This is a genomic window from Bradyrhizobium sp. SZCCHNR1053, from assembly GCF_032381235.1.
Classification (GTDB): domain Bacteria; phylum Pseudomonadota; class Alphaproteobacteria; order Rhizobiales; family Xanthobacteraceae; genus Bradyrhizobium.
This window is the reverse complement of sequence record NZ_JAUHJM010000003.1, coordinates 490,315-509,136: the sequence shown is the minus strand read 5'-3', so window position 1 is coordinate 509,136 and position 18,822 is coordinate 490,315. Positions and strand designations below refer to the sequence as shown.

The 18,822-nt window shown below is 66.5% G+C and carries 16 protein-coding genes; 6 read left to right on the top strand and 10 right to left on the bottom strand.

All coding sequences use genetic code 11. From position 1 onward, the window contains the following. Positions 1–47: 47 nt before the first annotated feature. A complete protein-coding gene (locus tag QX051_RS11515) occupies positions 48–869 on the top strand; it encodes a uracil-DNA glycosylase (protein ID WP_315776265.1) in 822 nt (273 codons plus the stop codon). 122 nt (positions 870–991) lie between these two features. On the opposite strand, the gene QX051_RS11510 is transcribed toward QX051_RS11515, so the two are convergent. The 4 genes from QX051_RS11510 to QX051_RS11495 form a co-directional block, all read right to left on the bottom strand. Next, positions 992–2,500 (bottom strand): glycosyltransferase family 39 protein, encoded by a 1,509-nt coding sequence (locus QX051_RS11510; protein ID WP_315776170.1) that lies wholly within the window; start codon positions 2,498–2,500, stop codon positions 992–994. 209 nt (positions 2,501–2,709) lie between these two features. Then, positions 2,710–3,564, bottom strand: a complete 855-nt coding sequence (locus tag QX051_RS11505) for a ribonuclease HII (RefSeq protein ID WP_315757058.1) — start codon at positions 3,562–3,564, stop codon at positions 2,710–2,712. A 75-nt stretch (positions 3,565–3,639) separates the two neighbouring features. Continuing rightward, positions 3,640–4,089: a VOC family protein gene (locus QX051_RS11500; RefSeq protein WP_315757057.1), complete on the bottom strand. Its 450-nt coding sequence runs from the start codon at positions 4,087–4,089 to the stop codon at positions 3,640–3,642. 30 nt (positions 4,090–4,119) lie between these two features. After that, entirely contained in the window at positions 4,120–5,298 is a 1,179-nt protein-coding gene (locus tag QX051_RS11495; RefSeq protein WP_315773972.1) for a PA0069 family radical SAM protein, read from the bottom strand. 190 nt (positions 5,299–5,488) lie between these two features. Between QX051_RS11495 and QX051_RS11490 the strand changes: the two genes are divergently transcribed. From QX051_RS11490 to QX051_RS11475, 4 genes are all read left to right on the top strand, one after another. Next, a complete protein-coding gene (locus QX051_RS11490) occupies positions 5,489–7,906 on the top strand; it encodes a phosphoketolase family protein (protein WP_315776169.1) in 2,418 nt (805 codons plus the stop codon). Between the two features lie 176 nt (positions 7,907–8,082). Then, entirely contained in the window at positions 8,083–8,655 is a 573-nt protein-coding gene (locus QX051_RS11485) for a glycosyl transferase (RefSeq protein ID WP_315739950.1), read from the top strand. A gap of 64 nt (positions 8,656–8,719) precedes the next feature. Further along, a complete protein-coding gene (locus QX051_RS11480; protein ID WP_315776168.1) occupies positions 8,720–9,649 on the top strand; it encodes a helix-turn-helix domain-containing GNAT family N-acetyltransferase in 930 nt (309 codons plus the stop codon). Positions 9,650–9,785: 136 nt separating this feature from the next. Next, entirely contained in the window at positions 9,786–10,199 is a 414-nt protein-coding gene (locus QX051_RS11475) for a hypothetical protein (RefSeq protein WP_315776167.1), read from the top strand. Positions 10,200–10,239: 40 nt separating this feature from the next. On the opposite strand, the gene moaB is transcribed toward QX051_RS11475, so the two are convergent. Further along, entirely contained in the window at positions 10,240–10,803 is a 564-nt protein-coding gene (moaB, locus tag QX051_RS11470) for a molybdenum cofactor biosynthesis protein B (protein ID WP_315739947.1), read from the bottom strand. Positions 10,804–10,812: 9 nt separating this feature from the next. Next, complete coding sequence (locus QX051_RS11465; RefSeq protein ID WP_315776166.1) at positions 10,813–11,733, bottom strand: neutral zinc metallopeptidase; 921 nt, start codon at positions 11,731–11,733, stop codon at positions 10,813–10,815. A gap of 385 nt (positions 11,734–12,118) precedes the next feature. Here QX051_RS11465 and QX051_RS11460 point away from each other — a divergent pair, with 385 nt between their 5' ends. Further along, entirely contained in the window at positions 12,119–13,252 is a 1,134-nt protein-coding gene (locus tag QX051_RS11460; RefSeq protein ID WP_315776165.1) for a site-specific DNA-methyltransferase, read from the top strand. A 3-nt stretch (positions 13,253–13,255) separates the two neighbouring features. Here QX051_RS11460 and QX051_RS11455 read toward each other — a convergent pair whose 3' ends face one another. The 4 genes from QX051_RS11455 to QX051_RS11440 form a co-directional block, all read right to left on the bottom strand. Continuing rightward, entirely contained in the window at positions 13,256–14,272 is a 1,017-nt protein-coding gene (locus QX051_RS11455; protein ID WP_315776164.1) for a hypothetical protein, read from the bottom strand. Positions 14,273–14,705: 433 nt separating this feature from the next. After that, on the bottom strand, positions 14,706–17,240 hold the full coding sequence (locus QX051_RS11450; protein ID WP_315776163.1) for an HWE histidine kinase domain-containing protein: 2,535 nt from the start codon (positions 17,238–17,240) through the stop codon (positions 14,706–14,708). Continuing rightward, on the bottom strand, positions 17,237–17,830 hold the full coding sequence (locus QX051_RS11445) for a biliverdin-producing heme oxygenase (protein WP_315776162.1): 594 nt from the start codon (positions 17,828–17,830) through the stop codon (positions 17,237–17,239). Before QX051_RS11445 ends, QX051_RS11450 begins: the two co-directional genes overlap by 4 nt. A 162-nt stretch (positions 17,831–17,992) precedes the next feature. Further along, positions 17,993–18,613 carry a glutathione S-transferase family protein gene (locus tag QX051_RS11440; protein ID WP_315776264.1) on the bottom strand — a complete coding sequence of 207 codons (621 nt, stop codon included), beginning with the start codon at positions 18,611–18,613 and terminating at the stop codon, positions 17,993–17,995. Between the last annotated feature and the right edge of the window lie 209 nt (positions 18,614–18,822).

The following is an 18,822-nucleotide window of genomic DNA, read 5'->3' as shown; positions in this document are numbered from 1 at the left end:
TCCGCCATGCGCCGAGGCAGCGTACACTGCCGCGGCGATCGATCATGATGACTCCCGAGCCCCTCCCCGACGTCCGGCAACTGCTCGCCTTCTATCTGGAGGCCGGGGTCGATTGCGCCTTGGCCGACGAGCCGATCAACCGGCTGGTCGAGCCCGAGGCGGTTTCGTTCCCCGCCGCGGCCCCCGTCGCCCGTCAGGCGCCGACGCAGCCCGGCCGGCCGGCCGCGCCGGCGATCATTCCGCCGCGCGGAGAACCGCCGCCTCCGCCGGAAGCGGCCGTCGCCTCGGCCCGCGAGGCGGCGCGGACGGCGCCGACCCTGGAGGCGCTGCGCGAGCTCCTGGAGACTTTCGACGGCTGCGCGCTGAAGCAGACGGCGTCGCGGCTGGTGTTCGCCGACGGCAATCCGCAGGCGCGCATCATGCTGGTCGGCGAGGCGCCCGGCCGCGACGAGGACATCGAGGGCCTGCCATTCGTCGGCCGCTCCGGCAAGCTGCTCGACCGCATGATCGGCGCGATCGGGCTCGACCGCAGCAAGGTCTACATCGCCAATGTCATTCCCTGGCGCCCGCCCGGCAACCGCACGCCAACGCCGCAGGAGACGCAGATCTGCCTGCCGTTCATTCGCCGCCAGATCGAGCTGGTCGATCCCGATGTGCTGGTGACGCTCGGCAATCCCTCGACCCAGTCGCTGCTCGGTACCACCGAGGGCATTATGCGCGTGCGCGGCAAATGGCGCGACTACGACACCGGCAAGCGGACGATCCGCGCGATCGCGACCTTCCATCCGGCCTATCTGTTGCGCTCGCCGTCCTATAAGCGGCTGTCCTGGCAGGATCTGCGCGCAATCGCGACGGTGATAGCGGTCTGAAGACCCAATTCGCTTCCGTCATTGCGAGCGCAGCGGCGCAGCGAAGCAATCCAGAGTCACGCGCGCAGCCCTGGATTGCTTCGTCGCTTCGCTCCCCGCAATGACGGCTCGCATGGAAAGCGCTAAGGCCCCCTCGGCCGCACGATGGCCCAGCCGATGCGCAGCACCGGCTGGCGGCCGTTGATCAGCCAGTCGAAGCTGCGCGGCACCTCCGGCACCAGCCCGGGAAAGCGCTGGGCGATGTCAGGCGGTGGGGTGCCGACCGTGTCGGAGGCGCGCCACACCACGACGCCGCCGCTCTCGGCGAATTTCGCCGGCGTGACCCAGGGTGTCCGCTGCGGGGTGGCATCGAGGAACAGATGCGCGCGGCGGCGACCGAGCGCGACCAGGCTGGCGAGTTGCGGATCGCCGGCGACCGCCTGCAGCCGCTGGTTGGTACGGCGCTCAAAACTCTCGACGAAGAAGCGGGCGATGTCGCGGGCCGGCATCGACGTCGCGACCTCGCCCTCGCCGATCACGGGCTGAATCACGGCGCTGCCGGCAACGAAAACCGCGGGTGCAGCGACCGCAGCCGCCCACACCGTGCGCAACAGCCGCTGGCGGCGCAGATAGATCAGATCGCCGGACGCGACCACCAGCGCGAGGCCGACCATCGTCAAGGTGACGGCGACGCCGCCGAACACCGTGGGCAGACCGAACAGGCCGGAGATCAGGCTGCCCGCCAGGGTCGGTGCGATCGCGAAGCAATAGACGAAGTCGCGGGCGAGCGGCGGGACCGAACGGCGGTAGATGATCGGGGCGTCGGTCTCGCTGCGGCTGATCCAGCTGGCGTCGAGCAGCACCAGCAGCACCATGGCCGAGATCGCCAGCAGCGCCCCGCCAGCCAAGGCGAGCCAATGCCAGGCGCGCACCGAGAGCTCGGCGAGAACGGGCAGCGCCGGCAGCCCGACGCTGTCGGCGCGCAGCACGAAGATGAGGTAGGGCAGCGCCAGCGCCAGCACCACCAGCAGCGCGAACAGCGGATCGAACGAGCGCAGCACCCGGCGGCCCTGCGCGGTGGAGACCACGAAGCCGGCGATCAGCAGCAGCAGGCCCGCCGCGGCCGAGGTGGTCAGCAGCAGCAGGCCGGCCTCGATCGACCAGGCAAACCAGGCGTTGCGCCGGCCCTCGCCGAGAATCCGCCAGCTATGGAGCAGCAGCAGCGCCCAGAGCGGACGCGCCAGCACCTCCGGACCGAATTCCAGCGTGGGTGCACCGAACGCGGTGATGGTCATGGTCAGCAGCACGGCGAGCACCGCCTGCTGGCCGCCGACGATCGCCCCCGCCAGGAGATACATCACCCACAGACCCAGGGCCGAGCACAGCACGGCCAGCACGTAGACGCCGAACAGGTGGTTGCCGGCGAGGCGATAGGCGATGTCCGACAGCCAGAACGACAGTGGCGGGCCGAGATCGGTGCCGACCTGGTACTCGCGTCCGAACGCGATGGTGGTGGCAAGCTGGCCGGGTGGACTGCGATAGAACAGCATGGCCACGCCGAGCCACATCAGGGCCTGGCACAGCACCACGATGACGACGACCAGCCGCGGCCTTGCGCGGATCAGTTCGACAACCAGTGACGTGAAACGCATGAACGGCTGGATCGCTTGGCTGAATCGCTGAGGACGTCGAGGAGGCCGGCAGGACCGTCGCTCATCCGCAGCAGCCTCGCTGTCCGACGCCCGCAATCGATACCGCACGATCGGGGCGCACAACACCGCCCCTGCTGCGAGGGGTGACACTTCGTGCTGGCTGGCTGACAAAAACTATTAAGACCGCGGGGCCCGCGAGGCAACCTGCATCAGACCTCGAGCGAGATTTCGGTGGATGTCACCACAGTCACCTCCGCGAAAAGATCCGGCTCCGGCACATCGGTCCACGGCTGATGCTTGCGCCGGGCGGCGACGACAGGCGCGAACAGGCTGCGATGATGCACCGAGGGGCCGAGCCGGTCCAATGCGGCGAGATGCTCCGGCACAGCATAGCCCTTGTGCTGCTCGAAGCCGTAACCCGGGCAATCCTGCGCCAGCGCGCACATCAGCCGGTCGCGCGTGACCTTGGCGACGATCGAGGCGGCCGCAATCGACATCACCAGACCATCGCCGCCAATCACCGCCTCGCAGCCGCAATCGACGTCGATGCGGTCGCGGCCGTCGACGAAGACGTGCTTCGGCGCCTCGGGCAGCGCCCTCACGGCGCGCGACAGCGCCCAGAGCGAGGCACGCAGGATGTTGTCGCGATCGATTCGCGCCGGCGATGCGACGGCCACCGCAAACGCCGACGTCTTGCAGATCTTGTCGAACAGCGCCTCGCGCTGCTCCGCGCTCAGGCGCTTGGAATCATCGAGACCCCTGGGGATGCGCGCAGGATCGAGAATCACGGCCGCAGCGACCACCGGACCGGCCAGCGGCCCCCGTCCCGCCTCGTCGCAGCCCGCGACCGGCCAGACCCCCTGCTTCAACAGCGCGCGCTCACGCCGGAAGCTCGGCGGCGCCACCGCGATGACGCCCTTGCCGAGCTTGGCGCCCGACTTGCCGGCAGCACCCGGGGCAGCAGGCTTGGTCGCGGCCTTTGCAGGGGCGCTCTTCGCCACGGCACGGCTCGCTGCTTTCGCCCTGCCCGGCTTCTTTGACTGATCGCGAATCATGGCCGCCATGGTGCGAAACGGCTGGCGGCGGCGCAACCCGAACGGGCCTCAATTCCCCGCTATTCGCCCCCTGCCGGCGACCGACTACGCCGGCAGATGCACTCGATCATCCTCGCCGACATCAATCCCCGGCGCGACCACCACTTCCCAGACATGACCGTCCGGATCGGAGAAATAGCCGCTATAACCGCCATAGTCGGTCCGTTGCGCCGGTCTCAGCAGCATCGCGCCTTTCTCCACCGCCGACGCGAGCGCCGCATCGACCTCAGCCTCCGAGCGGCAGTTCCATGCCAGCGTCACGCCTCGGAACGCCTGGGGGCGCGGTGCGTCTGGCACGCCCGCGTCATCGGCGAGCGCGCCCCACGGGTACAGCGCCAGCACCGTCCCGCCGGTCTCGAAGAATGCCACGGCCTCGCCGGTCGCGCGGAATTTTCGGACGAAGCCGAGCAATGTATAGAAGGCGATGCTCCGCCGCATCTCGGACACACCGAGTGTGATGACGGTGAACCGCGGAACGCTCGCTTGTGCGCTCATCACTTACTCTCCACCTACTCTCCGCACGCTTCAGAACAGGCTGAGCTGCTGGCCGCCGCCCTTCGGCCGGACGAAATGATCGGTCGTCAGCTTGGTCCGACGCTTATTCAGCCCGAGCTTCTCGCAGGCGATCTCGAAGCGGCGGCCGATCATCCAGGCCATCGGGCCTGTCCCCTTCATTCGCGTGCCCCATTGCGAGTCGTAATCGCGGCCGCCGCGCATGTCGCGGATCAGGGTGAAGACGTGGCGGTAGCGGTCGGGATAATGCTCGAGCAGCCATTCCCGGAACAGGTCGCGCACCTCCAGCGGCAGCCGCAGCAGCACATAGGCCGCTTCCTTGACGCCGGCATGGGCGGCGGCATCGAGAATGCGCTCGATCTCGCTGTCGTTGAGCGCCGGGATCACCGGCGCCACCATCACCGTGGTCGGAATGCCGGCCTTGGACAGCGCCTGCAGCGCCTCCAGCCGCTTCGACGGCGTCGAGGCCCGCGGCTCCATCGTGCGCGCCAGCTTCGGATCCAGCGTGGTCACGGAGATCGCGACCTTCGCCAGGTTCTTCTTGGCCATCCGCGCCAGGATGTCGGCATCACGCATCACCAGCGCCGACTTCGTGACGATCCCGACGGGATGGCCAACCTTTTCCAGCACCTCGAGGATGCCGCGCATGATCTTCCGCTCGCGCTCGATCGGCTGATAGGGATCGGTGTTGGTGCCGATCGCGATCATCCGCGGATCGTAGCCGCTGGCCGCGAGCTCCTTCTCCAGAAGCGCGGGCGCATCCGGCTTCACGAACAGCTTGGATTCGAAGTCGAGACCAGGCGACAGCCCGAGAAACGCATGGGTCGGCCGCGCGAAGCAGTAGACACAGCCGTGCTCGCAGCCCCGATACGGATTGATCGAGCGATCGAAACCGATGTCCGGCGAGTCGTTGCGGGTGATGACCTTGCGCGAGGTGTCGGTCGCGACCGTCGTCTTGAACGGCGGCAGCTCCTCGAGGCTCTGCCAGCCATCATCGAAGACAACGCGGGCCTCCGCCTCGTAGCGGCCGCTCGCGTTGGATTGGGCACCCCGGCCGCGGCGCCGGCCCCGTTCGATGGCGACCGCAAGTTCGGGAAAGTCCTTCCCAGGACCTGACGAAGGCGCGCCCGCCGGCTCGGAGGGCACCGGGACCGGCGGGCGCTTGAGGGCATGTGAAGATGCTCGGCTCATGGCCAAGACATAGCACGCAAACAGAACATTACAAGAACAAAATAGAACAAAAGCGCACGCATGCTCTGCACGGGCGCAAGGCCAGCCATCACATTCCCGTTCTATCCTGCAGGTGCGCTGGAACAGGACGGTGCGGCGTTACTCTCATACAGTATCCCGCAGGCGCGAAGCGGAAGGCAAGCGAGGTCCCATGCAGATCACTTCTCCCCAACAGACCACCCCGGCCGACGATCTTGACCTGCTCGATCGCTACTGGCGGGCGGCGAATTATCTCTCGGTGGGGCAGATCTATCTGCTGGACAATCCGCTGCTGCACGAGCCGCTGAAACCGGAGCACATCAAGCCGCGCCTGCTCGGCCACTGGGGGACGACGCCCGGCCTGAACTTCATCTATGCCCATCTCAACCGCGCCATCGAGGCGCAGGATCTCAGCGTCATCTACATCTGCGGCCCCGGCCATGGCGGTCCGGGCATGGTCGCCAACACCTATCTCGAAGGCACCTACAGCGAGATCTATCCGGAGATCACGCGCGATGCCGATGGCCTGCGCAAACTGTTCCGGCAGTTCTCCTTCCCCGGCGGCATCCCGAGCCATGCCGCGCCTGAAACGCCGGGCTCGATCCATGAAGGCGGTGAACTCGGCTACGCGCTGGTCCACGCCTATGGTGCGGCGTTCGACAATCCCGATTTGATCGTGGCTTGCGTGGTCGGCGACGGCGAGGCCGAGACCGGCCCTCTCGCCGCGTCCTGGCATTCGAACAAGTTCCTGAACCCGGCCCATGACGGCGCGGTGCTGCCGATCCTGCATCTCAACGGCTACAAGATCGCCAATCCCACCGTGCTCGGCCGCATGGGCGATGCCGAGATCAAATGCCTGTTTGAAGGTTACGGATACGAGCCGCTGTTCGTCGAAGGCGCGGAGCCGAAGGCGATGCATCGGCAGATGGCGGACGCGCTCGATGTTGCGCTCGCGAGCATCCGCTCCATCCAGCAGAATGCGCGTCAGCCGGATGCAACGATCCAACGGCCGCGCTGGCCGATGATCGTGTTGCGCAGCCCGAAGGGCTGGACCGGGCCGAAGGAGGTCGACGGCCTCAAGGTCGAAGGCTTCTGGCGCGCCCATCAGGTGCCGATTGCCAACCCCCGCAGCAAGCCGGAGCATCTCGCGCTGCTCGAAGCCTGGCTGAAGAGCTACGAGCCGGAGACGCTGTTCGACGCCCATGGCCGTCTCAGGCCGGAATTGCAGGCGCTGGCGCCGAAAGGGCAGCGACGCATGGGCGCCAATCCGCATGCCAATGGCGGTCTGCTCAAGCGCGAGCTCAAGCTGCCGGACTATCAAGCTTTCGCGATCGAGGTGTCCTCACCAGGCCAGACCATCGCTGAAGCGACGCGCGAGCTCGGCAAGTTCCTGCGCGACGTGATCACGCTGAATGCGAAGACCCGAAACTTCCGCATCATGGGTCCCGACGAAACGGCGTCGAACCGGCTCGATGCGGTGTTCGAGGTCACCGAGCGCGTGTGGATGGAGGGCATCGAGCCCTATGACGTCCATCTGGCGCATGACGGCCGCGTCATGGAGGTGCTGAGCGAGCATCTCTGCCAGGGCTGGCTCGAAGGCTATCTGCTCACCGGCCGCCATGGCCTGTTCTCCTGCTACGAGGCCTTCATCCACATCATCGATTCGATGTTCAACCAGCATGCCAAATGGCTGAAGGTGTCACGCGAGCTGCCGTGGCGGCGCCCGATCGCGTCGCTGAACTATCTCTTGACCTCGCATGTCTGGCGGCAGGACCATAACGGCTTCAGCCATCAGGATCCCGGCTTCGTCGACCTCGTCGCCAACAAGAAGGCGGATATCGTCCGCATCTACTTCCCACCGGACGCCAACACGCTGTTGTGGATCGCCGACCATTGCCTGCGCACCTACGACCGCATCAACGTCATCGTCGCCGGCAAGCAGCCCGCGCCGCAATGGCTGTCGATGCAGGACGCCGCCACGCATTGCGACGCCGGCATCGGCATCTGGTCTTGGGCCGGCACCGAGCCCGCCGACGAAGAGCCCGACGTGGTGATGGCCTGCGCCGGAGACGTCCCGACCCTGGAAACGCTCGCAGCCGTCGACCTCCTGCGCAAGGAATTGCCCGACCTGAAGATCCGCGTCGTCAACGTCGTCGATCTCATGACCCTGCAGCCGAAGCAGGACCATCCGCATGGCCTCAGCGACCGCGACTTCGACAGCCTGTTCACCGCCAACAAGCCAGTGATATTCGCCTATCACGGCTATCCGTATCTGATCCATCGCCTCACCTACAGCCGCACCAACCATGCCGGCATGCATGTGCGCGGCTTCATCGAGGAAGGCACCACGACGACGCCGTTCGACATGGTCGTGCTCAACGAGCTCGACCGTTTCCACCTCGCCATCGAGGCGATCGAACGCGTGCCCGGCCTCAGCGTGTCCGCGGCCCATGTGAAGCAGAAATTTCGCGATGCGCTGATCGAGCATACCCGCTACATCCGGGCGCATGGCGAGGACATGCCGGCGATCCGCGACTGGGTCTGGCCGAACAGCGCCGGCGGCACCACGCCGACACAGGCGGGCGACTGAACCAGCCAAGCGCGAGCTCCAGCAACGCAGCACCTTGAAATAGCAATCGTTCGGCGTTGCCCGAACGTGCGCGACCCGCTACGTGCTGCAAAATTCCGCAGCGCAGCGGGCTGATTTGGCTATGACAAGATGATAACAGTCATGCTGGAGGCGCGACAGATAACGATGCCAGGTTCATGCTGAGCGTGATCATCCCGACCGAAGGTGTCGAGCAGACCGCCGTGGCCACCCTGTCCGCGCTGGTGCCAGGCGCCGCGGCCGGTGTCGTCACCGAGGTGCTGCTGGTCGATCGCTCGCCCGATTCCAGCGTGATCGAGCGTGTCGCGGACGTCGCCGGCTGCCACTTCATGAAGTTCGAGGGCTCCCAGGCCGCGGCACTCGCGGCAGGGGCCGCGAACGCGCGGGCGCCCTGGCTGATGTTTCTGCCCGCTGGCGCGATGCTCGATCCCGGCTGGATCGACGAAACCAGGCAGTTCGTCCAGAGCGTCGCCGCCGCCGGCCAGCCCCGCGCCGGCGTTTTCCGTTACGCCAGGTCTCCTTACGCTGCGATCAGTCTGCGCGAGCGGATGCGATCGGTCGCTCGGGCCCTGGTCGGACCGCTCGGCGACCAGGGCCTGCTGATCGCCCGCGATCATTACCGGCAGGTCGGCGGCTACCAGCCCGATCGAAAGCGTGCCGAGACGCGCCTGTTGCGTCAGCTCGGCCGCTCCTCGCGGACCATGCTGCGCAGCCGGATTGTCATGGTCTAGCATCGGGACGATACTTGCCAAAGTCAATCAATTGATTGACAATGGCAAGTATTGGAGGTGCCACATGATTCCTGCCCCATCCGACGGCCAGGTCGCCGCCGTTCGCGCGTTCAACCGCTTCTACACGAGGAAGCTCGGCGCGCTGGACCAGCATCTGCTCGACAGTCCGTTTTCGCTGGCCGAAGCGCGTGTGCTCTATGAGCTGGCGCAGTACGACGCCATCTCGGCCAAGGAGATCGGTCTCTCGCTCGGCCTCGATGCCGGCTATCTCAGCCGCATCGTCCAGAGCTTCGACGAGCAGGGCCTGATCACCCGCACGCCATTGCCGACCGATCGCAGGCAGCAGCAGCTCGGGCTCACCGCCAAGGGACGACAGGCCTATGCCAGGCTCGACCGCAGCTCGCAGAAGGAGATCGCGGCCATGCTGGCGTCGCTGGCGCCATCCGTGCGCGACCGGCTGGTCGGTGCAATGACGACGATCGAGACCGCCCTGGAGCCGCAGCAGCCGGGCCGCTCCCCGGTGCTGCTGCGCAGCCATCGCCCGGGCGACATCGGCTGGGTGGTCTCACGGCACGGCGCCATCTACGCCGAGGAATATGGCTGGGACGTCTCGTTCGAGGCGTTGGTCGCCGAGATCGGCGCGCAGTTCATCAGGAGCTACGACCCGGCGCGCGAGCACTGCTGGATCGCCGAGCTGGCGGGTGAGCCGGTCGGCTCGATCTTCCTGGTCAAGGGCAGCGACGAGGCCGCCAAGCTGCGGCTGCTGCTCGTCGAGAAGAAGGCCCGCGGTCTCGGCGTCGGCCGGGCCCTGACCGAACAATGCATCCGCTTCGCCCGCGAGAAGAACTACAGGACGATCGAGCTGTGGACGCAAAGCATTCTCACCGCCGCGCGCGACATCTATGCCCGCGCCGGGTTTCGCAAGATCGCCGAGGAGCCGCACGCCATGTTCGGCGTCCCGCTGACGGGCGAGACATGGCGGCTCGAGCTGTAGCCCGCACCGCCCGGGTTGCAGCAACCGCCGGTAGGCCGAGATCACCCCCACAACACGTTGCGCATGCCGATTGCGAAGTTCCCGCGCGTCGGTAGTATCCCGCCGAACGGGGCGGGTATCAGCAGTGATGGAATCGATGGTGCGATCGAAGCTTGCGGCGCTTGCCGCGCTGGCAGGCTTGTTGGGGGTCGCGGCTGGGACGGCGGCTCACGCCGCGCCCAAAGGACGCGCAACGGTCGCGATTTCGCGCACGGCCGATTTCCTCTATCTGGCGGCGCCCGCGGCGATCGAGATCAACGGCGCCAAGGTGGCGAGCCTTGGCCGCGGCGAGAGCTACAGCGGCCCGATTGCGCCGGGCGCCACGACGATCACCGTATCGACATGGTCCTCGCCGGGCTCGTCGAACATTCGTTTCACCGCCGTGCCCGGCAAGACCTATCGAATGGTCGTGGGACCGCGCGGACAGAATTTCGCCGCCAGCATGATGGGCGGCCTCATTGGAGCGGCAATCGAAGGCGGCGGCGCTTTCGAGATCGTACCAACGAAGTGAGGCGTGCGATGGACGCGCGGCGCGTCGTCGTGCCGGGGCCCTACGCCGTCGCGCCCTGCGCCTTGGGCCGGCGCAGATGCTCGTCGAGCCGCGGCATGATCTCGACGAAGTTGCAGGGCCGCGTGCGGTAGTCGAGCTGGGCGGCAAGGATGCCGTCCCAGCCGTCGCGGCAGGCGCCCGGTGATCCCGGCAGGCAGAAGATGTAGGTCGCGCCGGCGACGCCGGCCGTGGCCCGGCTCTGGATCGTCGACGTCCCGATCTTGGCGTGGCTCAGCATGTGGAAAGCGATCGAGAAGCCGTCCATGCGCTTCTCGAACAGCGGCTCGATCGCTTCCGGCGTGACGTCACGGCCGGTGAAGCCGGTGCCGCCGGTGGTGATGACGACGTCGACGCCGGGATCGGCGATCCACGACTTCACCACCGCGCGGATCTTCTCGACGTCGTCGGTGACGATCTCGCGCGCCGCGAGCCTATGGCCGGCAGCGGTCAGGCGGTCACTCAGGGTGGTGCCGGACTTGTCGTCGGCAAGCGAACGCGTGTCGGACACCGTCAGCACGGCGATGTTGAGGGGAATGAAGCTCTTGCTCTCGTCGATCGCCATCATCGCGCCTCCCTACAGCGAACTGGCGCTGAACGTATTGCAGGCCTGCACCGTGCCCTGCTGGTAGCCGATCATGAACCAGCGTTTGCGCTGCGCGGCGGAGCCATGGGTGAACGAATCCGGCACCACGCGTCCGGTCGCCTTCCGCTGCAAGGTGTCGTCGCCGATCGCCGAGGCCGTCGTCAACGCGGCGTCGATGTCGCCATCCTCGAGGAAGCCCGGACGCTTCTTGGCCTCACGATTGACCCAGACCCCGGACAGGCAGTCGGCCTGCAGCTCGACCTTGACCTGCAGCGCGTTGGCTTCGGCCTTGTTGTCCGACTGCTGCTGCATCCGCGTCACGCGCGGCAGGATGCCGAGCAGGTTCTGGATGTGGTGCCCGGCCTCGTGCGCAATGATGTAGGCCGCGGTGAACTTGCAGGCGCTGCCCGAGCAGCCCCGGAAGCGCGTCTCGACCTCGCGGAAGAAGTTGGTGTCGAGGAAGATCTGCCGGTCCGGCGGACAGTAGAACGGTCCCATCGCAGACTGCGCCATGCCGCAGCGGCCGCCATTGGTGCTGTTGCGAAACAGCACGATCTTGGGCCCGGTATAATTCTGGCCGCTGGCCTGGAAGATCTCGCTCCAGCGGTCGTCGATCTCGCCGAGCACGCCGGAGATCATGTCGCCCATCTCGTCCTTGGGTGCGCCCGTCCGGCCCGGCGAGCGCCGGTCCGCCTGCTGGGTCGGCGCGCCGCCATGGCTCAGCATCTCGGCGCCGCCGATCAGGATGCGCGGATCGATGCCGAAGGCATAGCCGATCAGGCCGAGCACGATGATGGTGCCGATGCCCAGGCCGCCGCCGCCGATCGGCAGACCCATACCACCGCCCATCCCGCCGCCTTCGTCGCGACGGTCGTCGATGTCGTCGCTGCGACGGAAATCATCGTAACGCATGGGCGGCCTTTCCTCACGATTCTTGCGCGGCTCTGCACGAAATGCCTAACGCGGCAGACAGGTAAAATTTCCACTGTGTTAATCAATAACCCGGCCGGCAAATTTTGCCTAGCGCAGCCCAAAAAAACCGGCCCGCGCCGAACCTCGATCGGCTGCGCTCGCGCGCGACCGGCGCGAAAAACCCATCGCAATCGGCGTCTTGCGCAGAGACCATCGTGCATCGACGAACGGAATTCGTCGCTGGTGCGCGTGATGAAAGCGTGCGCATCGATGCGAATAATTTTCCGGGTTAAGTCCATTTTTACTTTGCCGGGTCAATGTGTGGGCAGTCGGTTGTTAGGTCCCGCGTCGCCGACAGCGTCGCCTGAGTCAGAGTTCTTGAGTCATGGTAGAGTCGCGTCGCGGGGCGTCTGCAAGGGCGCCCCGCACTAAATTTCAGACCCTCGAAGAGCAACGAATCATCGTCGGCGACTGCGTCGCCGAGATGTCGAAACTGCCAGGCGCATCGGTCGACCTGGTGTTTGCAGATCCTCCCTACAATCTGCAGCTCAAGGGCGAGCTCAAGCGTCCCGACGAATCGCAGGTCGATGCGGTCGACGACGATTGGGACAAGTTCTCCTCGTTCTCCGCCTATGACGACTTCACGCGCGCCTGGCTGCTCGCCGCGCGCCGCCTGATGAAGCCGAGCGCAACGATCTGGGTGATCGGCTCCTATCACAACATCTTCCGCGTCGGCGCGATCATGCAGGATCTCGGCTTCTGGATCCTCAACGACATCGTCTGGCGCAAGTCCAACCCGATGCCGAACTTCCGCGGCCGCCGCTTCACCAACGCGCACGAGACCATGATCTGGGCCGCGCGGGACGAGAAGGCGAAGGGCTACACGTTCAACTACGAAGTGCTGAAGGCCGCCAACGAGGACGTCCAGGCGCGCTCGGACTGGCTGATTCCGCTGTGCACGGGCGAGGAACGGCTGAAGGATGGCGATGGCAAGAAAATTCATCCGACGCAGAAGCCGGAAGGCCTGCTGGCGCGGGTGCTGCTATCATCCTCGAAACCCGGCGATCTGGTGATCGATCCGTTCAACGGCACCGGCACGACCGGAGCCGTGGCAAAACGCCTCGGCCGCCGCTACATCGGCTTCGAGCGCGACAAGGTCTATGCGAAGGCAGCAGAGCAGCGCATCGCCGCGGTCGAGCCGCTGCCGGAGGCAACGCTGGCACCGTTCATGACGGCGCGCGAAGCGCCGCGCGTCGCCTTCTCGGAGCTGATCGAGCGCGGCATGATCGCGCCCGGCACCAAGCTCGTCGACTCCAAGCGCCGCCACGGCGCACTGGTGCGCGCCGATGGGGCCATCATGCTGGGTGACAAGGTCGGCTCGATCCACCGCATCGGCGCGGTGGCGCAAGGCCTTCCGGCCTGTAACGGCTGGACCTTCTGGCATGTCGAGACCAAGGGCGGCCTCAGGCTGATCGACGAATTGCGCGCCGAGATCCGCTCCGAGATGTCCGCCGCCTGACGCTCAGGAATTCCGGCGTTCCTGTCCGGAATAGCGCGCCAGCAGGTCTTCGACCTCGTACTGCTCATCGTAGCGAACGTCGTCCCGCGGTACGACCGAGACCTGCGCGGTGGGCTGCGACGATTTACCCCTGCGTCCCGCCAGGGCCGGATAGTAGCTGTCCACCGGCGGCAGGTGCATGCGATCGAGCTCGGGCTCCGCCGGCCAACGCGTGACGCGCCGGGCGGCCACCGGCTCGATGCGAAGCTGCCGCCTGCCCCGGGCGCGCGCAAACAGCACGCTGATCGAGAAGCCCGCAATCGCGACTGCGCCGAGGAAAGCAAACATCCGCGTCCTGGACGCATCATCCCCGGACATGCCGAGCGTCACGGCCGGCGACGCATCCGCGGCGGCCAGCGCCGGCGTCGCGGGAGCAGCCGCTTCCGCGGCGCTGGTGTCACTGGCGGCCGCGAGCGTGTAGGAGGACGCGCGGGGCGCGGCGGGCTCCGCCGCTGCCGGCAGCGTGCCGGACTGGTCGGGCCAACGCGTCGCAACAGCAGATTCGCTCACAGCCGCGCCGACCGGGTCGGGCGCCGCCGGCGCTGACGCGACGGGCGCCGGCGCAGCCGGAAATGCGGCAACCGACGGAAACGCAGACGTCGCCGGCACAGACGGCGCGGCGGTCGGTGTCGAGGACACGACCTTCACCTCATCGGCGGCGTCCTTGGACGACGATTGGATCTCGGCACGTGCATTGGCCGCGGTCGACGAGAGCTGAGCACGTTCCTTCTGCGAGGCGAGCTTACGCGTGACGAGCGATGCGCCCTTCGCCTCGCGATCGTCGTCGCGCAGATACCAGCACTGCTTCTTCGTCGCGCGATCGATGCGATAGAACCAGTGCTTCCCCGCCGGCGTTCCCGCAGGCTTTGCAAGGCATTCGTCAGCAGCCGATGCCGGTGTAAACTCGATTGTCGCCGCAGCCGCTCCCGCCAGCACGGCGACAGCAACGCGCGGCAACAAACTCGTCGTTCGATTCGTCATCACACCTCCGACGATTCAACGCGCCCCCGCTGCGCCGTTTCGGCGATGACTTCGTTCGGAATAAGGCTGCGGAGGTTCCATTTGTCGAAACAATGTTAGAACAGCGGTGTCCTTTGGATGCGTTCCAATATTTTTGGGCTGTTTTGTCGCAGCAACAGTGGGAATTCGCGTTGATACGACGACGATACGCGTGCTGTGCCATTCGAGACAACACGCGGATGTGAGAAAACCCAAGACTGAAATCCTGAATGCCAATCACCGCAAGGCGTAGTCCAGAGATTGATGCGCGTGCGCCTCACTTGATCTAAGTCAATGACTCTCGACGGTCCCACGCGTGTACGACGGCGTCGGACAAACTCGCCGCTTCATCGACGTACGCTCGCCATGGCCGTTGCGAACATGACGCGCACATCGACCACACGCCGCGCCCCGCTCACTTCATCATCCTCGTCAACGCCTTCTCGACCAGCTCGCGCGTGTACGGCTTCTGAATGATCGGCGCGTCGGACAGCTCGGGCGGAATCGGCGCGCGCTCGCCATAGCCGGTGGCGAACATGAAGGGCACGCCGAGCTCCTTCAGCCGGTGCCCGACCGGCAGGCTGCTCTCCGCGCCGAGGTTGATGTCGAGCAGCGCGAAGCCCGGCACCGCGCGCTCGATCGCCTTCAGCGCCTGACCGACCGAAGCCGCCGTGTCGACTTGCCGCGCACCGAGCTCGAGCAGAATCACTTCGGCGCCCATCGCGATGATCAAATTGTCCTCGACGATCAGCGCGGCGCCTGAGAGACGCGGCGTCGGCTCCTGCTTCTGCTCGGGACGTGGGACCGCGCCGGTCGGCGCCGGAATCAACTGGACGAAATTGGCGGGAATCATGAAGCGGGCCTGAACGCCGAGCAGATCAAAGCGAATCTCGGCGTCGCCCTTGAGATCGAATGGCACCGACCGCTCGATGATGGTGGTGCCGAAGCCGCGCCGCGTCGGCGGCTGCACCGGAGGTCCGCCGCTCTCCTTCCAGTCGATGACGAGGCTTGCGCCGGGATCCAGTCGCCACGCCACCTGAACCTGCCCGGTGGAGTCGGCCAGCGCGCCGTATTTCGCCGAGTTCGTCATCATCTCATGCACGACGAGCGCGAGCGTCCCGAACGCCTTGGGGTCGAGCGCGACGTCCGGCCCTTCCATCCGCACCCGCGCGGCCCGCGAGCCGAGATAGGCGCCCGCCTCCGACTCCAAGAGCGCGCGCAGCGCGACCGGCGCCCAGTTGAGATTGGTGATCTGGTCGTGGGCACGCGCCAGAGCCTGGATGCGGCCGCCGAGCACCGCGGCGAAGTCCTCGACCGATGTCGAGGTCTCCTTGCTCTGCGCGACCAGGCCGCGCACGAGACTGAGGATGTTGCGAACGCGGTGATTGAGCTCGGCGATCATGAGCTCCTGCCGCTCCTGGGCGCCGCGGCGCTCGCGCGCGGCGAGCTCCGACAGTTGCAGGATCACCTCCAGCAGGGTGATGCGCAGGCTCTCGGCGATGCGCAGATCCGCCGCTGACCATGGCTTCGACTGGCCGGCCACCGTCTGCTGCCAAAGCTCGAAGCTCTTGCGTGGCGTGAGGCGCGGCCCGAGCGGGCCTTCAGCGTAGGTCTTGTTGGGATCGCCCGCCCAGTTGACCGAGCGCAGCACTTCGCGCCGGAAGAAGATCAGGCAGTCGCGCGGCGTCCGCGAGATCGGAACGGCGAGAAATCCGGCGGCGCGATCGCGGAACGCCTCGCCCGCCGCGTACACCTTGGCAATCTCGGCGCTGGCGCAGATGCGGCCGGGGGATGTCCGGTTGATGAAGCCGATCAGGTCCTGCACCTCCTCTTCGGACGGCGTCTCGCCGTCGAGCGTGATCTCGTCATCGGACCACACGGCAATGCCGTCGCATTCGATCATCTGCCGATAGTCGGCGACGAAGTCGAGGATCGCTCGCTTGCTGTGGGCGTGCAGAGCCGCACGCTCGATCAGACGCTCCTGGATCTGATGCGCGCGCGTCTCATAGGCGACGTCGGTCTCCCGCTCGCGGGCCTCGAGCAGCCAGGAGTACATCTGGCCGAACAGCTCGGCCGCAGTGCGCTTCTCGAACGACAGGTGATGCGGCGCATAGTGATGGCAAGCGAACAGGCCCCACAGCTTGCGTTCGCGCAGGATCGAGACCGACATCGACGCGCCGACGCCCATGTTGCGGAGATATTCGATGTGGATCGGCGAGACCGCGCGCAGCACGCTCATCGACAGGTCGAGCAGGCCGGCATTGTGCGACGGCGTCGACAGCAGCCGCGCCGGCGCGGCGTCGATGTCGGCGATGATCCGCAGCCAGTTGCGCTGATAGAGCTGCCGCGCCTGCCTGGGAATGTCCGAGGCCGGATAATGCAGCCCGAGGAACGGCTCCAGGCCGGAGCCCGCGGCCTCGGCGATCACCTCGCCCGAGCCGTCCGGATGAAAGCGATACACCATCACCCGATCGAAGCCGGTCAGCAGCCTGAGCTGGCGTGCCGCCTCCTGCGCGAGGTCCATCATCCCCGTCGTCTTGCGGATGCGGCCGAGCATCAGCCGGACCAATTCGCCGGAATTGACGCCGGGCTCGATCAGGCTCGGCTCGGCCTCGACGACGAGATACGCACCGGAAAAATGGATGGCGAGGTCGAACAGCCGGCCCCGGCCCTGAAGATCGACGCCGAACACGCGCTCGACCGCGTCCGGACCGCTGAGATAGTCGACCCGGGCACGGATCGCCGTCACGGCGGCTTCCGAGAGCACGACGTCGAGCGGCCGCTGCAGCAGCCAACCGATGTCGCCGCCGAGAAAGTCCGGCACGTTCTCCGAAGCCATGCAGATGGTGAAGTCCGACACCAGCGCCAGCAGGAAGCCAAACGGCTGGACGCTCCCGGGAACATGGATCGGCTCGCGATCGCAATTGGTGAGGTTGACCGGCTCGTTCATGCTGCTGCCATTGCCTTCGCAAACATCGCGAACGCTGCGCGCGCACTCACGATCATCCTGACTTCCTCGTCGGCTGTCGTCCGCTCCTGTGCGAGTTGTGACAGGAAGCTGCGCCACAAGCCCTGCCGCGCGCCATGGCCGAGATAGCGGGTCGCGCGTCTCACCCGCGGATCGGCGGAGGCCGCGACCATGCGCAGCAGATAGACTGCGCCGAGCCGCGATCCTTCCAGCACGTAGAGCGTGCCGAATACGCCCGCACGGTCGAGCGAGGGGGCGGGAAGGTCCATCGGAACCGGCACGGCACCGAAATCCGCGAGATCGCTGGCGATCGCCTGCGATCGTCGGCGCTGCGGCCAGTCCTCGATCAGTTCATCCACCCCGGCCTGATCGAGCGCCGCCTCCAACGGCAGCAGCGCGGCCGCGCTGGCCTGCAGGAACCGGCGGTAATGAGCCGTCGTGGTGAGATCGAAATGAACGAGCCCCTCATCCAGCGCGCGGTGCGCCGAGGCCGTTGCCGCCTTCAGTCTCTCGCGGATGCCCTCGGTGCCGGTCGCGCGCAAACGGTCATCTGAAACGGCAGCCGGCAACATCAAGGGGTCCCAGAAAAGGAGATCGGTCGCAGGCCGCGCCACGGCCTCCTGCAACGTCGATGGCCGGAGCTGGGTTCCGGCTTCGCGCGGCTATTTTTTCCGCTCTCCCGATGCGCCATGCTGGCGGGCGCTGTTCCGACGCCATGGCCTCGAGGATGGCCGTCAGCCCGCCAGCTCGGCCAGCGCCTTCTTGACGGCCGGCCGCCCGGACATGCGGCCAAAATGGTCGGCGACCTTCGGGAAGGCGTTGATGTCGACGCCGTCGCCTTCGAGCCATTGGGCGATCGTGAACAGATAGGGATCGCAGATCGTGTACTGCTCGCCCATCACCCACGGGCCGCGCAGCATCTTCTGCTCGATCAGCGCGAAGCAGGCGCCCATCGTCTCCGGCACCTTCTTCTTCATGTCGGCGAAGGAGGACTCTTCGGTGGCCCAGCGATAGCCCCGCATCTTGTGCGCGTGGGCGATGTGGACCGTCGAGCAGAGATAGCTGTTGAACGACTGCACCTCGGCAAACGCGAAGACGTCGTCGAGCGGCGCAAGCCGCGCTTCCGGAAAGCGCTGCGCGACATAGGCGAGCATCGCCGGCGTCTCGGTCAGGACGCCCTGCTCCGTCACCAGCGCCGGAACGCGCCCCTTGGGATTGATCGCGAGATAGTCCGGGCTGTTCTGCTGGTCGGTCTTGAAGCTGAGCTTCTCGGCGACGTAGTCGGCGCCGGTCTCGGCGAGCGCGATGTGTGAAGCGAGCGCGCAGGTGCCCGGCGCGACATAGAGCTTGAGCATGGTGATCCCTGACAGATGATGTCCGACCCTATCTGCACCCATCCAGACCGTCCACCCCTGGCCGCCCGCGTGCGCCGTCATGGGCGATCTGCATTCTGCGGGCCGCGTGCTCGACCCGCGCGGATCCGGACACGACCCATGCCGATCGATGACGACGCGACGACAGACATCCCGATGCAGGACATCCCGATGAAGGACATGACCTCACC